Raw genomic sequence first — 12,630 nt, forward strand, 5'->3', positions numbered from 1 at the left:
TCCGAGATAACGACATGCATCAAAACAAAGAGCTAAAGCGCGTCGCATGAATCAAGTTTGATGCGACGCGCTTTAATGCGCCGGGAGCGAACCTGAAGATCGCGACGTGGTTTAGCACTTCCGAATCAGGAAGCGGTGGCCGGTTTCGGTCTTTTCGGTCTCGACCAGTTCGTGGCCGTCCTCATTGCAGAAATGTGGCATGTCGATCACCGCCAGCGGATCGGTGGTGTCGACGCGGATGAGCGTGCCGCTTGCCATGGCGGCAAGCTTCTTGCGCGTCTTGATCACGGGGAAGGGGCATTTCAGGCCGCGAAGATCGTAGAGAACGGGGTTCAAGCCGTTCAGTTCCGCGCCCAGAATTTCCAGAACGGCTTCTTTGCCGCGGCTTCCGCTGTTTCCTGCGGCGCGGGCGCCGTATAGGCCAGCGGGTTGGGCACCGGCACCGGCACGGCCGCGGGCGTCGCGGCAGCGACTGCCATTGGCTGCGGTTGGGCAGGGGCAGCAATAGGCGTGGCGCCCGTCGCGGTCTTGGCGGCAATGCCTTGCGCGGTGCGCTTGGCCATCAGGTCTTCGAGTTCGGCGACCTTGACCATGCGGCCGGCTTCGAGCGACGTGCCGGTCGGGGCATAAGCAAGTTCCCGGCCCTTGCGGGTCTTGGCGACCACGGCCTTGCGCTCGGCTTCTGTGGGATCGTACCAGGCCATGCCGTCGAATTTGCTCATCGCCTTGGCATAATCGGCATCATAGGTCTTGCCGTAGGAGGCAAGGGCGGCCGTCAGCGCCGGCGGCGTCGACATGGCAGGGCATTTGCCGGCGGCATTGAAGGCGCCGCCATCGGTTGCCTGCTGGTTGAAGACGTATTTCTTCTCGCAGACGGCCACCTCGGGCGGGCGTTTCGTCACTTCGAAATTGTCGTAGCCGACCTTCAGCATCTTCCAGAAGTCGTAGCTTGAGTCGAGGCGATGCTTGACCATGTTTTCCGCCGTCATGCGGAAGGGGAAGGCCTGCAGCTGCACGGTCGCCTGGCCGCCCTTGAAGGCGTCGCGGGCGAAGGCGTAAATTTCAAGCACCTGCTGGTCGGTCATCGAATAGCAGCCGGAGGACGAGCAGGCGCCATGAATCATCAGATCGGAGCCGGTGCGGCCGTTCGCCGCGTCGTAGCGGTTCGGGAAGCCGGTATTGATCGCCAGATAATATTTCGAATTGGGATTCAGGTTGGCGCGCGTCAGATCGTAAAAACCTTCCGGCGCCTGCCGGTCGCCGGTCTTTACCTTCGGGCCGAGACGGCCCGACCAGGCGCAGATCTTGTAGTCGGCGATCTTGTCGAAACGGTTGTCGGTCTTCGCCTTCCAGATCTCCATGGCACCTTCTTCCTTGAAGATGCGGATCATGATCGGCGAATTGCGGTCCATGCCTTTGGCGGACATGGCGGCGAGGATATGAGGGGAAGCGGCTGCTCGACCTTGTTCTTGACCTTGGAGAGATCGACCTGCGCGGTTTCCAACGCGTCATTGCAGCCGGTCAGAGCCAGCGCCATGAGGGAAACATAGGCAAAATAACGTATGCGCATCCAAATAGCCCATAAAGATAATGCGACCCGGTCCGCCTATGGAGTTCGGGCATCAGACGGAATCATAGGCGGCTTATACTTTACAAATCCTTACCAGCCTATGACGCGCCCTGAACATCCCCGCAAGCGCGAATGCTACAGATAATATCAATGTGGCCAAGATTTGGCCCCAATCGCTGAAAGCCGAACTTGTCTCGGACATGATGCCGAAATGTGTCAGCGATTTTCGGGCTGTTCTGGAGATGATGCCGAAAACTGTGCGCGGTCTTCGGACGAAACCCTGTTTTAGAGATTGCGGCCCATATTGAGGAATTTCTGGCGGCGCTCGTTGCGCAGCTGTTCGCCGGAGCGGGAGGCCATTTCGCCGAGCGCATTGGCGATCACATCGCCGGTTGCGGCGATGACGCTGTCGGGATCGCGGTGCGCGCCGCCGAGCGGCTCGGAAATGATGCCGTCGATGACGCCGAGCGATTTCAGGTCTTCGGCGGTGATCTTCATGTTGGTCGCCGCTTCCCGGGCGCGGGTGGAGTCGCGCCAAAGGATGGAAGCGGCCCCTTCCGGCGAGATGACGCTGTAGATCGAATGCTCGAGCATATAGACCTTGTTGCCGGTGGCAATCGCGATGGCGCCGCCCGAGCCGCCTTCGCCGATGACGACGGAAACGAGCGGAACCTTGACGCCGAGACACATTTCCGTCGAGCGGGCGATCGCCTCGGCCTGGCCGCGCTCTTCGGCGCCGACGCCGGGATAGGCGCCAGCGGTATCCACCAGCGAAATCACCGGCAGGCCGAAACGATCGGCCATTTCGAGGATGCGGATCGCCTTGCGGTAGCCTTCCGGGCGGGGGCTGCCGAAATTATGCTTCAAGCGGGTCTTGGTGTCGTTGCCCTTTTCCTGGCCGACGACGGCGACGGGCTGGCCGCGGAAGCGGGCGAGGCCCGCCTGGATCGCGGCATCCTCGGAGAACTTGCGGTCGCCGGCGAGCGGGGTGAATTCCTGGAACAGCGTCTTGGCGTAGTCGACGAAATGCGGGCGCTGCGGATGGCGGGCGACCTGCGTCTTCTGCCAGGGATTGAGCTTGGAATAGATTTCGACGATCGCCTCGCGGACGCGAACCTCCAGCCTGCCGATCTCATCGGTGGTGTCGATGCTCTCGTCTTCCGTTGCGAGCTTCTTCAGCTCGATGATCTTGCCTTCGAGGTCGGAGATCGGCTTTTCGAAGTCGAGATAATTGTGCATGAGGTGCGTTTCCGTTCCTTGTGCCCGGGGCGTTTTCCTGGCTCCGCCCCTTGTCGCCGGTCCTATTCGTGCTTTTTCGCCTGTTTGGCAAGGGGGTGATGCGTCTGGACGAGCTGCTGCAGCCTCTCTTCGAGGACATGCGTGTAAATCTGTGTGGTCGAAATGTCCGAATGGCCGAGGAGTTCCTGCACGACGCGCAGGTCGGCGCCATTGGCAAGCAGGTGGCTGGCAAAGGCGTGGCGCATCACATGCGGCGAGATCATCGATGGCGTCAGGCCGGCGCGGATCGCCAGGTTCTTGAGGTCGCGGGCGAAAACCTGGCGGGGCAGAAAACCCTCCTTCGAGGCGGCCGGAAACAGCCAGGGGCTTTCCTGCGGATCCTTGGCCGCGGCATATTCCGCCGCCATCAGGCGGCCGTAGGATTTCAGCGCCGATATCGCCGATTGCGACAGCGGCACCAGCCGTTCCTTGTTGCCCTTGCCGCGGATCATCAGGAAACGCCCTTCCTGATCGAGCACGCGGGCGGGAAGCGAAACCAGTTCGCTGACACGCATGCCGGTGGCATAGAGCAGCTCCAGGAGCGCCAGCATGCGCAGGCGCTGCAGCTGGCCGGGCGCTGCATCGCCTGCCTCGGCTTCAGCCTGGGAAAGCAACTTGCCGACCTCCTCGACGCCCATCGTCTTCGGCAGCGGGCGGCCTTTCTTCGGCGCGTCGAGAATGCCGGTGGGGTCGTCGGTCCTCAGCCCCTCGGCGTAGAGGAACTTGTAGAACTGCCGCATGGCGGCAAGCCGGCGCGCCTGGGACGAGGCTTTGAAGCCCTTTCGGGCGAGCGAGGCGAGATAGGCGGCCAGATCGGCGGAAGCGGCTTCGGTCAGCCGCACGCTGCGCCCGGTCAGGAACGAGTGGACATCGTCGAGGTCGCGCTCATAGGATTGCAGCGTGTTGACGGCCGCACCGCGCTCGGCGCTCATCATCTCCAGGAAGGATTCCACATGGACGCGGCTCAGATCCACCATGCCGGTCACTTCCTGGTCGTGTTGATCGTGCCCGTCGCCGGCGGATTGACCCGCTCGGACGGAATACGGATGGTCACGTCGCGCGGCTCGGGCTCGACGAAGGTCACCAGCGCCCACATCGCTCCGTAGACCGTCCCGGCGAGGATCGCGCAGACGAACAGAAAACGGAACAGGGTCGGCATCCGGCAACTCCTTCATGCTCTGCTTCTGTTATAAGAAGCGTATCTGCAAGTGCAAGAAGCGGTATTCAAGCCATGATTCCCTTGTCCGCGACTTGACGCTCCAACTGCATTTGTCGATACGGTTTGCAAACAAAGTGTGAATGGACCGATGAGTGAACCACTGCTGACCGTTGCTGACAGCCTGAGAGACAGAGCTCGCGCCGCGCTCGGTTCACGCAATCTGATCCTCGTCGGCCTGATGGGTGCGGGAAAATCCTCCGTCGGCCGCATCGTCGCCAGCCAGCTCGGCATTCCCTTCATCGACAGCGATCACGAAATCGAGCGAGTGTCGCGCATGACGGTCGCCGAACTCTTCGCGGCCTATGGCGAGGTAGAGTTCCGGGCGCTGGAAACGCGGGTGATAAAGAGGCTCTTAAAGAGCGGGCCGCGGGTCGTCTCCACCGGCGGCGGCGCCTTCATCAATGAGCGCACACGCAGGCATATCAAGAAGGGTGGCGTTTCCGTCTGGCTGAAGGCCGATCTCGACGTGCTCTGGGAGCGGGTCAACAAACGCGACAACCGCCCCTTGCTCAAGACCGAAAACCCCAAGCAGACGCTCGAAGGCCTGATGAATGCGCGCTACCCGATCTATGCGCAGGCCGACCTCACCGTGCTCTCGCAAGACGTGCGCAAGGAAATCATGGCCGAGGAGGTGCTGAGGGCGGTGATCGAAGCTCAGAAGGAAAGTACAGCGTCATGAATGCGATACCCTCCGCCTCTACCGCCCAGACGGTGCACGTGCCGCTCGGCGAGCGCGCCTACGACATCCTGATCGGGCCGGGGCTGATCGCGCGGGCCGGCGCCGAAATCGCCTCCCGCCTCAGGGGCCGCAAGGCGGCTGTCGTCACCGATGAAAATGTCGCGCCGCTCTATCTCAAGGCGCTTGTCGCGAGTCTTGAGGAAGCGGGCATCGCTTCGGCTGCGGTCGTCTTGCCGGCCGGTGAGAAGACCAAGAGCTTCGAGCATCTGATGACCGCCTGCGACAAGGTGCTCGAAGCCCGCGTCGAGCGCAACGATTGCGTCATCGCGCTCGGCGGCGGCGTTATCGGCGATCTCTCCGGATTTGCGGCAGGCATCGTGCGCCGCGGCGTGCGCTTCGTGCAGGTGCCGACTTCGCTGCTGTCGCAGGTCGATTCCTCCGTCGGCGGCAAGACCGGCATCAATTCCCGCCATGGCAAGAACCTGATCGGCGTCTTCCATCAGCCGGATCTGGTTCTGGCCGATACCGATGTGCTGAATACGCTGAGCGAGCGCGAATTCCGCGCCGGTTACGCCGAGGTCGCCAAATACGGGCTGATCGACAAGCCGGATTTCTTCGCCTGGCTGGAAGCCAACTGGCAGGCGGTTTTCACAGGCGGCTCCGCCCGCATCGAGGCGATTGCGGCCAGTTGCCAGGCGAAGGCCGATGTCGTCGTTGCCGACGAGCGCGAGAACGGCCAGCGGGCGCTGCTCAATCTCGGCCATACGTTCGGCCATGCGCTTGAGGCGGCGACAGCCTATGACAGCTCCCGCCTCGTGCATGGCGAGGGCGTTTCGATCGGCATGGTGCTAGCGCACGAATTCTCCGCACGGATGAACCTTGCAAGCCCCGACGATGCGCGGCGCGTCGAGCGGCATCTGCAGGAGGTCGGTCTTCCTACCCGGATGTCCGACATTCCGGGCGAGCTGCCGCCGGCCGAAACGCTGATGGATGCGATCGCCCAGGACAAGAAGGTCAAGAGCGGCAAGCTCACCTTCATCCTGACGCGCGGCATCGGCCAGTCCTTCGTCGCCGACGACGTTCCGGCCTCCGAGGTGGTCAGCTTTCTCAGGGAAAAACACCCCTAATGACGGTCGAAGGCGCTCTGGCATTTCTTGCGACATATTGGCCGGAGATCCTTTCGATCACGGCGCTCGTGCTGATATCAGCCTTCTTTTCCGGCTCGGAAACCGCGCTGACCGCCGTGTCGCGCAGCCGTATTCATACGCTTGAGGCCAACGGCGACGAACGCGCCGGCCTCGTCCGGCAGTTGATCGAGCGGCGCGACCGGTTGATCGGCGCGCTGCTGATCGGCAACAATCTTGCCAATATCCTATCCTCCTCGATTGCCACCAGCCTGTTCCTCGGCCTGTTCGGCAGTTCCGGCGTGGCGCTGGCGACGCTGGCAATGACCGTCATTCTGGTGATCTTTGCCGAAGTGCTGCCGAAGAGCTGGGCGATTTCGACACCCGACCGCTTCGCGCTTACCATCGCACTTCCGGTCAGGCTCTTCGTTCTCGTCGTCGGCCCGATTTCCTCCTTCGTCAATGCGATCGTGCGGCGGATCCTTTCGCTGTTCGGTATCAATCTCTCGCGGGAGGTATCGATGCTGACGGCGCATGAGGAACTGCGCGGCGCCGTCGACCTGCTGCACCGCGAGGGATCGGTGGTGAAGGCCGACCGCGACCGGCTCGGCGGCGTGCTCGATCTCGGCGAGCTCGAACTCTCCGACATCATGGTCCACCGCACGGCGATGCGGGCGATCAACGCTGACGATCCGCCGGAAGCAGTGGTGCGCGCCATTCTCGAAAGTCCCTATACGCGCATGCCGCTGTGGCGCGGCTCGATCGACAACATCATCGGCGTCGTTCACGCCAAGGATCTGCTGCGGGCGCTGGCCGAGCCGAACATGGAGCCGCAGAACCTCGATATCGTGAAGATCGCGCAGAAGCCGTGGTTCGTGCCCGATAGCACCAATCTTGAAGACCAGCTCAACGCCTTCCTGCGCCGCAAGCAGCATTTTGCCGTCGTCGTCGACGAGTATGGCGAGGTGCAGGGCATTGTCACGCTGGAGGATATTCTCGAGGAAATCGTCGGCGATATTTCCGACGAGCACGACATCGAGATCCAGGGCGTGCGCCAGGAGGCCGACGGCTCGGTCGTCGTCGACGGCGGCGTGCCGATCCGCGACCTAAACCGCGCGCTCGACTGGAACCTGCCCGACGAGGAGGCGACGACGATTGCTGGCCTGGTCATCCACGAATCGATGACCATCCCGGAAGAGCGCCAGGCCTTCACTTTTTATGGCAAGCGTTTCGTGGTCATGAAGCGGGAGAAGAACCGCATCACCAAGCTGCGCATCCGCCCCGCCGGGGAAGACGGCGTGAAATCGGCCTGACCAGGCTTGGATCGCTGACGATCAATCTTATATAGGCCGTGCTACCAGCGCGTTGGTTCGTCAGGTGCTGCCGGTTCGACGGCCAGCGCATGCAGACCGGCATCGAGTTCCGGTTTCAGCAGGTCGGTAATCGCCCGGTGGCGCGCCAGCCGCGACATGCCGGCGAATTTGGCCGAGACGATCCTCACCCGCATATGGGTTTCGCCGGTGCCTGACATATCGGGCTGATGGCCGGCATGCAGATGGCTTTCGTCGACGACGCTCAGGCGCTCCGGCGCGAAGGCTTCGACTAGTTTTTCTTCGATGCGGGTTCGCAGGGTCATTGTCCGGTCTTGCTGGTTCGCGAAAAAGGTTCCCACCAAGCCAGCAACAAACCCGTTTGTCAATTCTTGTTGTCGCCTCGCGACAGCCTCATAATTAGCACCGTCATGAGACTTGATTCCAAATATTTCGATCGCATCCGAACACGCCGCAAACGCGAGCAGGAGACAGAGCAGGCGCCGCCTGCCTGTCAATGGGACGGCTGCGACAAGAAAGGCTCTCATCGCGCTCCTGTCGGACGCAATGCGGAAGGCCAGTTCTTTCTGTTCTGCTTCGAGCACGTCAAGGACTACAACAAGGGCTACAATTATTTCTCCGGTCTGTCGGACGGCGAGATCGCCCGCTACCAGAAAGAGGCGATCACCGGCCACCGGCCGACCTGGACCGTCGGCGTCAACAAGTCGGCGAAGGACAGTCCGCTGCATTCGGAAGTTCGCTCCGGCGCCTATAGCCGCGTTCGCGATCCCTTCGGCTTCGTCAAGGAAGGCGGCAAGGGCAGCGGGCCGCGGTTTCCTCAGGCGCGCAAGCTGAAATCGCTGGAAAGCAAGGCCTTCGATACGATGGGCCTCGATGCCAGTGCGACCTCGGCGGAGATCAAGAGCCGCTACAAAGAGCTGGTCAAGAAGCACCATCCGGACGCCAATGGCGGCGACCGCGGCTCGGAGGAGCGTTTCCGCGCCGTCATTCAGGCCTATCAATTGTTGAAGCAGAACGGTTTTTGTTAGTTCCCGTCCTTGCTCTTGGGCTTCAATCGGGTATGGTCCAAATCGGCTGAGGCCGCAGGCAAACGCGGCTTATATTTGTGCGTTTTCCCGACATCGCCTCCGCCGACCTTCCGGACGCGGCGTTTCTTGTCCGGGACTCTTTCAAGAATGCTCGCACGCGGTCATTATCCCGCCGAGGTTTCGTTTCAGTCCCGGAGAAGTATCGCCGACGTTCCGACCTGGACGGGCGCGGAATAAAAATCGCGGCGTCACGGTTGCGACATGGCCTGAGACAGTATGGCCGGGTGGCATCACCCGCCTTGGAGACATGATGAGCAAGATCGACCTCGATATATCAGAACTGCCCGATACCACCGTTTCGGTCCGCGAGGCCTTCGGCATCGATTCCGACATCCGCGTTCCCGCCTACAGCAAGGGCGACGCCTATGTGCCGGACCTCGACACCGATTACCTGTTTGACCGCGACACGACGCTCGCCATTCTTGCAGGCTTTGCCCATAACCGCCGCGTAATGATCTCCGGCTATCACGGCACGGGCAAGTCCTCGCATATCGAGCAGGTCGCGGCGCGCCTCAACTGGCCCTGCGTGCGCATCAACCTCGACAGTCATGTCAGCCGTATCGATCTCGTCGGCAAGGATGCGATCGTCGTCAAGGACGGGCTGCAGGTCACCGAATTCAAGGACGGCATTCTGCCCTGGGCCTATCAGCACAATGTCGCGCTGGTCTTCGACGAATATGATGCCGGCCGCCCCGACGTGATGTTCGTCATCCAGCGCGTGCTGGAATCCTCCGGCCGCCTGACATTGCTCGACCAGAGCCGCGTCATCCGGCCGCACCCGGCGTTCCGCCTGTTTGCGACCGCCAATACGATCGGCCTCGGCGACACCACCGGCCTCTATCACGGCACGCAGCAGATCAACCAGGCGCAGATGGACCGCTGGTCGATCGTCACGACGCTGAACTATCTGCCGCATGATCACGAAGTGAATATCGTCGCCGCCAAGGTGAAGAGCTTCGGCAAGGACAGGGAAGGCCGCGACACCGTTTCGAAGATGGTTCGTGTCGCCGATCTGACGCGCGCTGCCTTCATGAATGGTGATCTCTCCACCGTGATGAGCCCGCGTACCGTCATCACCTGGGCCGAGAATGCCGAGATCTTCGGCGATCTCGCCTTCGCCTTCCGCGTCACCTTCCTCAACAAGTGCGACGAATTGGAGCGCCCTCTGGTCGCCGAGCACTATCAGCGCGCCTTCGGCGTCGAGCTGAAGGAAAGTGCCGCCAATATCGTTCTCGGAGCCTGAGACCGACCGATCATGGCAGCTCGCGGTGACAATTCGAAAGCAAAGCCCGGCGCGCCCGTCGACGTCGAGCCATTGCGCCGGGCGATATCCGGCTGCGTGCGCTCGGTCGCCGGCGACGGCGATGTCGAGGTGACCTTCGCTAACGAACGGCCTGGAATGACCGGCGAGCGCATCCGGCTGCCGGAGCTTTCCAAGCGGCCGACGGCGCATGAGCTGGCGGTCACCCGCGGGCTCGGCGATTCCATGGCGCTGCGCCTTGCCTGCCATGACGAGAAGATGCATGCGACGATGGCGCCGCAGGGCTCGGACGCCCGGGCGATCTTCGATGTCGTCGAGCAGGCGCGCGTCGAATCGATCGGCGCGCTGCGCATGGAGGGCATGGCGACCAACCTGCGCTCCATGACCGAAGAGAAATATTCCAAGGCGAATTTCACCGGCATCGAGCGTCAGGAAGACGCACCGGTCGGCGAAGCCGTCGCGATGATGGTGCGCGAGAAGCTGACCGGTCAGCGCCCGCCGGCCTCCGCCGGCAAGGTGCTCGACCTCTGGCGCGGCTTCATCGAGGAAAAGGCGGGATCCGAACTCGACAATCTGTCAGGCGCGATCAACGACCAGCAGGCCTTCGCCAAGGTCATCCGCAACATGCTGTCGGCCATGGAAATGGCCGAGGAATACGGCGACGACGACAGCGATGCCGACAATGACGACCAGTCGGATCAGGAAGACCAGCCGAGCGGCGACGACCAGGATCAGGACGAGGTCGACGAGGATGCCGGCACCGATGCCGCCCCGGTCGAAGACAGCGAAGTCGCCGACGAGCAGTTGGAGGACGGCGAGACCGAAGGCGCCGAAATCTCCGACGACGACATGATGGAAGAGGGCGAGGACGATTCGGAAACGCCGGGCGAGACCCGCCGTCCGAACACGCCTTTCGCCGATTTCAACGAGAAGGTCGATTATCACGTCTTTACCGAAGAGTTCGACGAGATCATCACCGCCGAGGAACTCTGCGACGCCGCTGAACTCGAGCGCCTGCGCGCCTTCCTCGACAAGCAGCTGGCGCATCTGCAGGGCGCGGTCGGCCGTCTCGCCAACCGGCTGCAGCGCCGCCTGATGGCGCAGCAGAACCGCTCCTGGGATTTCGACCTGGAAGAGGGTTATCTCGATCCGGCCCGGCTGCAGCGCATCATCATCGATCCGATGCAGGCGCTTTCCTTCAAAATGGAGCGCGACACGCAGTTCCGCGACACCGTCGTCACCTTGCTGATCGACAATTCCGGTTCGATGCGCGGCCGCCCGATCACGGTTGCCGCCACCTGCGCCGACATTCTTGCCCGCACGCTGGAGCGCTGCGGCGTCAAGGTCGAGATCCTCGGCTTCACCACCAAGGCCTGGAAGGGCGGGCAGGCGCGGGAAAGCTGGCTTGCCGGCGGCAAACCGCAGACGCCCGGACGCCTCAACGACCTGCGCCACATTATCTACAAATCGGCCGACGCGCCGTGGCGGCGGGCACGCGCCAATCTCGGGCTGATGATGCGCGAGGGGCTGCTCAAGGAAAATATCGACGGCGAGGCGCTGATCTGGGCGCATAATCGCCTGCTCGCACGCCGCGAGCAGCGCCGCATCCTGATGATGATTTCGGACGGCGCGCCGGTCGATGATTCGACGCTGTCGGTCAATCCAGGCAATTATCTCGAGCGGCACCTGCGCGCCGTCATCGAACAGATCGAGACACGCTCGCCGGTGGAATTGCTGGCAATCGGCATCGGTCACGACGTGACGCGCTACTATCGCCGCGCCGTGACGATCGTCGATGCCGACGAACTTGCCGGCGCGATGACCGAGCAGCTCGCTTCGCTGTTCGAAGATCAGTCCACCCAGCCGCGTGGCGGCCGGCTCCGTCGTGCCGGCTGACACCGCTGGAAGGAATCGCCCGGAATGACCGTCAGGCGCCTCTGCCGCCTGGCGGCGATCGTCCTCAGCATCGCCGCCGCAGGCGCTTCCCCGTCACGGGCGGCGGCGAAGTACCGGTCATTAGCCGGCAAATCTCCGATTTTAGGATCGGCTCTTCGGAGACGCGCTTCGGTTCGCTGGAATTTCTCGGCGGGCTGGAGATGGTTTCCAGCAAAGCGCTGTTCGGCTCGCTTTCCTCCATCCGCTTCCGGCCGGACCAGAAACATTTCGTCGTGGTCCTCGATACCGGCCAATGGCTGACTGGCAGTATCGAGCGCGACATCAAGGGCAGGCTGTCCGGCCTTTCCAATGTCGAGATCACCCCGATGAAAAACAGCGCCGGGCGCAGCTTCGAAGGCAAGGGGCATATGGATGCCGAGGGCCTGGCGTTTGATGGCGACAGGATCCTGGTCTCCTTCGAGCAGGATCACCGCGTCGATGTCTATCCCGATCCGGGCTTTGCCGAATCTCGCGCGATCGCCACTTTGCCGATCCTCATCCCGCGCAAGATGCTGAGCGACAATCGCGGCATCGAGACCATCACCGTGGCGCCGGCATCGGGCCCGCTGAAGGGCGGCGTGGTCATCGTTTCCGAACGCGGTCTCGACAGCGACGGCAACCGGCTGGCGGCCATTTTGAGCGGCCCGCTGAAGGGGCGGTTTGCGGTCGCGCGCAACGGCAGCTTCGACGTCACCGATGGCGCCTTCCTGCCGAACGGCGACCTGCTGCTCCTGGAGCGCCGCTTCAACATGGCCGAAGGCATCGGCATGCGCCTTCGGCGCGTCAAGGGCGCCGATATAAGGCCCGGGGCCGTTGTCGACGGCGAACTTTTGCTCGAAGGCAATTTCAACTCGCAGATCGACAATATGGAAGGGCTCGACGCCTTCCAGGCCGCCGACGGCACGACCCATATCATCCTGGTGTCGGACGACAATCATTCGATCCTGCAGCGCAATCTGATGCTGGAGTTCCGGCTTTCCGAACAAGCCGAACACAAAGCGTCAAACTGATGTCATAGGTCTCGGCTATCCCGCCCCGCGGCATCGGTGGCTAGAACAGGATGATTTTAGGCTCGGCCTAGAGCATCATGTCGTCCGAAAACCGCTGACACTTTTCGGAATCATGCTCTGCCTGGCGGAGGAAAT

The 12,630-nt window shown here is 62.3% G+C and carries 11 protein-coding genes and 2 pseudogenes; 7 read left to right on the forward strand and 6 right to left on the reverse strand.

The window, feature by feature from the left end; translation table 11 throughout:
* Positions 1 to 111: 111 nt before the first annotated feature.
* From ACS4RS_RS09530 to ACS4RS_RS09550, 5 genes and pseudogenes are all read right to left on the reverse strand, one after another.
* Entirely contained in the window at positions 112 to 336 is a 225-nt protein-coding gene (locus ACS4RS_RS09530) for a sulfurtransferase TusA family protein (protein WP_439011165.1), read from the reverse strand.
* A 5-nt stretch (positions 337 to 341) separates the two neighbouring features.
* Positions 342 to 1,570 (reverse strand): annotated as a pseudogene (locus tag ACS4RS_RS09535) (L,D-transpeptidase family protein).
* Positions 1,571 to 1,855: 285 nt separating this feature from the next.
* The gene (locus ACS4RS_RS09540; protein WP_003589922.1) at positions 1,856 to 2,809 is read right to left on the reverse strand and encodes an acetyl-CoA carboxylase carboxyltransferase subunit alpha; all 954 of its coding nucleotides are present in this window, start codon (positions 2,807 to 2,809) and stop codon (positions 1,856 to 1,858) included.
* Positions 2,810 to 2,871: 62 nt separating this feature from the next.
* Positions 2,872 to 3,825: a site-specific tyrosine recombinase XerD gene (gene xerD / locus ACS4RS_RS09545; protein WP_439011163.1), complete on the reverse strand. Its 954-nt coding sequence runs from the start codon at positions 3,823 to 3,825 to the stop codon at positions 2,872 to 2,874.
* A 5-nt stretch (positions 3,826 to 3,830) separates the two neighbouring features.
* Positions 3,831 to 4,007 carry a hypothetical protein gene (locus ACS4RS_RS09550; RefSeq protein ID WP_003589926.1) on the reverse strand — a complete coding sequence of 59 codons (177 nt, stop codon included), beginning with the start codon at positions 4,005 to 4,007 and terminating at the stop codon, positions 3,831 to 3,833.
* Between the two features lie 148 nt (positions 4,008 to 4,155).
* Here ACS4RS_RS09550 and ACS4RS_RS09555 point away from each other — a divergent pair, with 148 nt between their 5' ends.
* From ACS4RS_RS09555 to ACS4RS_RS09565, 3 genes are read left to right on the forward strand one after another with little or no spacing between them, the layout of a single operon-like run.
* Positions 4,156 to 4,746 carry a shikimate kinase gene (locus tag ACS4RS_RS09555; RefSeq protein WP_439011162.1) on the forward strand — a complete coding sequence of 197 codons (591 nt, stop codon included), beginning with the start codon at positions 4,156 to 4,158 and terminating at the stop codon, positions 4,744 to 4,746.
* On the forward strand, positions 4,743 to 5,873 hold the full coding sequence (gene aroB / locus ACS4RS_RS09560) for a 3-dehydroquinate synthase (RefSeq protein WP_439011161.1): 1,131 nt from the start codon (positions 4,743 to 4,745) through the stop codon (positions 5,871 to 5,873). Before ACS4RS_RS09555 ends, aroB begins: the two co-directional genes overlap by 4 nt.
* Positions 5,873 to 7,183 carry a CNNM domain-containing protein gene (locus ACS4RS_RS09565; RefSeq protein WP_439011160.1) on the forward strand — a complete coding sequence of 437 codons (1,311 nt, stop codon included), beginning with the start codon at positions 5,873 to 5,875 and terminating at the stop codon, positions 7,181 to 7,183. Before aroB ends, ACS4RS_RS09565 begins: the two co-directional genes overlap by 1 nt.
* A 41-nt stretch (positions 7,184 to 7,224) precedes the next feature.
* Here ACS4RS_RS09565 and ACS4RS_RS09570 read toward each other — a convergent pair whose 3' ends face one another.
* A complete protein-coding gene (locus ACS4RS_RS09570; RefSeq protein WP_439011159.1) occupies positions 7,225 to 7,506 on the reverse strand; it encodes a BolA family protein in 282 nt (93 codons plus the stop codon).
* A gap of 105 nt (positions 7,507 to 7,611) precedes the next feature.
* Here ACS4RS_RS09570 and ACS4RS_RS09575 point away from each other — a divergent pair, with 105 nt between their 5' ends.
* The 4 genes and pseudogenes from ACS4RS_RS09575 to ACS4RS_RS09590 all read left to right on the forward strand — a co-directional run bounded on the left by ACS4RS_RS09575 (position 7,612) and on the right by ACS4RS_RS09590 (position 12,495).
* Positions 7,612 to 8,229, forward strand: a complete 618-nt coding sequence (locus ACS4RS_RS09575; protein ID WP_439011158.1) for a DnaJ domain-containing protein — start codon at positions 7,612 to 7,614, stop codon at positions 8,227 to 8,229.
* A gap of 310 nt (positions 8,230 to 8,539) precedes the next feature.
* The gene (cobS, locus tag ACS4RS_RS09580; RefSeq protein ID WP_003589933.1) at positions 8,540 to 9,532 is read left to right on the forward strand and encodes a cobaltochelatase subunit CobS; all 993 of its coding nucleotides are present in this window, start codon (positions 8,540 to 8,542) and stop codon (positions 9,530 to 9,532) included.
* A 12-nt stretch (positions 9,533 to 9,544) separates the two neighbouring features.
* Positions 9,545 to 11,446 carry a cobaltochelatase subunit CobT gene (cobT, locus tag ACS4RS_RS09585; RefSeq protein ID WP_439011157.1) on the forward strand — a complete coding sequence of 634 codons (1,902 nt, stop codon included), beginning with the start codon at positions 9,545 to 9,547 and terminating at the stop codon, positions 11,444 to 11,446.
* Positions 11,447 to 11,470: 24 nt separating this feature from the next.
* A pseudogene (locus ACS4RS_RS09590) lies at positions 11,471 to 12,495 on the forward strand (esterase-like activity of phytase family protein).
* The last annotated feature ends 135 nt before the right edge of the window (positions 12,496 to 12,630 follow it).

Source organism: Rhizobium sp. F40D2 (assembly GCF_051810745.2).
Classification (GTDB): domain Bacteria; phylum Pseudomonadota; class Alphaproteobacteria; order Rhizobiales; family Rhizobiaceae; genus Rhizobium.

Excerpts from the sequence above, each read along its gene's own strand:
- cobT (WP_439011157.1), top strand. The coding sequence starts at position 9,545 with ATGGCAGCTCGCGGTGACAATTCGAAAGCAAAGCCCGGCGCGCCCGTC.
- ACS4RS_RS09540 (WP_003589922.1), bottom strand. The coding sequence starts at position 2,809 with ATGCACAATTATCTCGACTTCGAAAAGCCGATCTCCGACCTCGAAGGC.
- ACS4RS_RS09565 (WP_439011160.1), top strand. The coding sequence starts at position 5,873 with ATGACGGTCGAAGGCGCTCTGGCATTTCTTGCGACATATTGGCCGGAG.
- xerD (WP_439011163.1), bottom strand. The coding sequence starts at position 3,825 with ATGGTGGATCTGAGCCGCGTCCATGTGGAATCCTTCCTGGAGATGATG.
- ACS4RS_RS09570 (WP_439011159.1), bottom strand. The coding sequence starts at position 7,506 with ATGACCCTGCGAACCCGCATCGAAGAAAAACTAGTCGAAGCCTTCGCG.
- ACS4RS_RS09555 (WP_439011162.1), top strand. The coding sequence starts at position 4,156 with ATGAGTGAACCACTGCTGACCGTTGCTGACAGCCTGAGAGACAGAGCT.
- ACS4RS_RS09575 (WP_439011158.1), top strand. The coding sequence starts at position 7,612 with ATGAGACTTGATTCCAAATATTTCGATCGCATCCGAACACGCCGCAAA.
- cobS (WP_003589933.1), top strand. The coding sequence starts at position 8,540 with ATGAGCAAGATCGACCTCGATATATCAGAACTGCCCGATACCACCGTT.
- aroB (WP_439011161.1), top strand. The coding sequence starts at position 4,743 with ATGAATGCGATACCCTCCGCCTCTACCGCCCAGACGGTGCACGTGCCG.
- ACS4RS_RS09550 (WP_003589926.1), bottom strand. The coding sequence starts at position 4,007 with ATGCCGACCCTGTTCCGTTTTCTGTTCGTCTGCGCGATCCTCGCCGGG.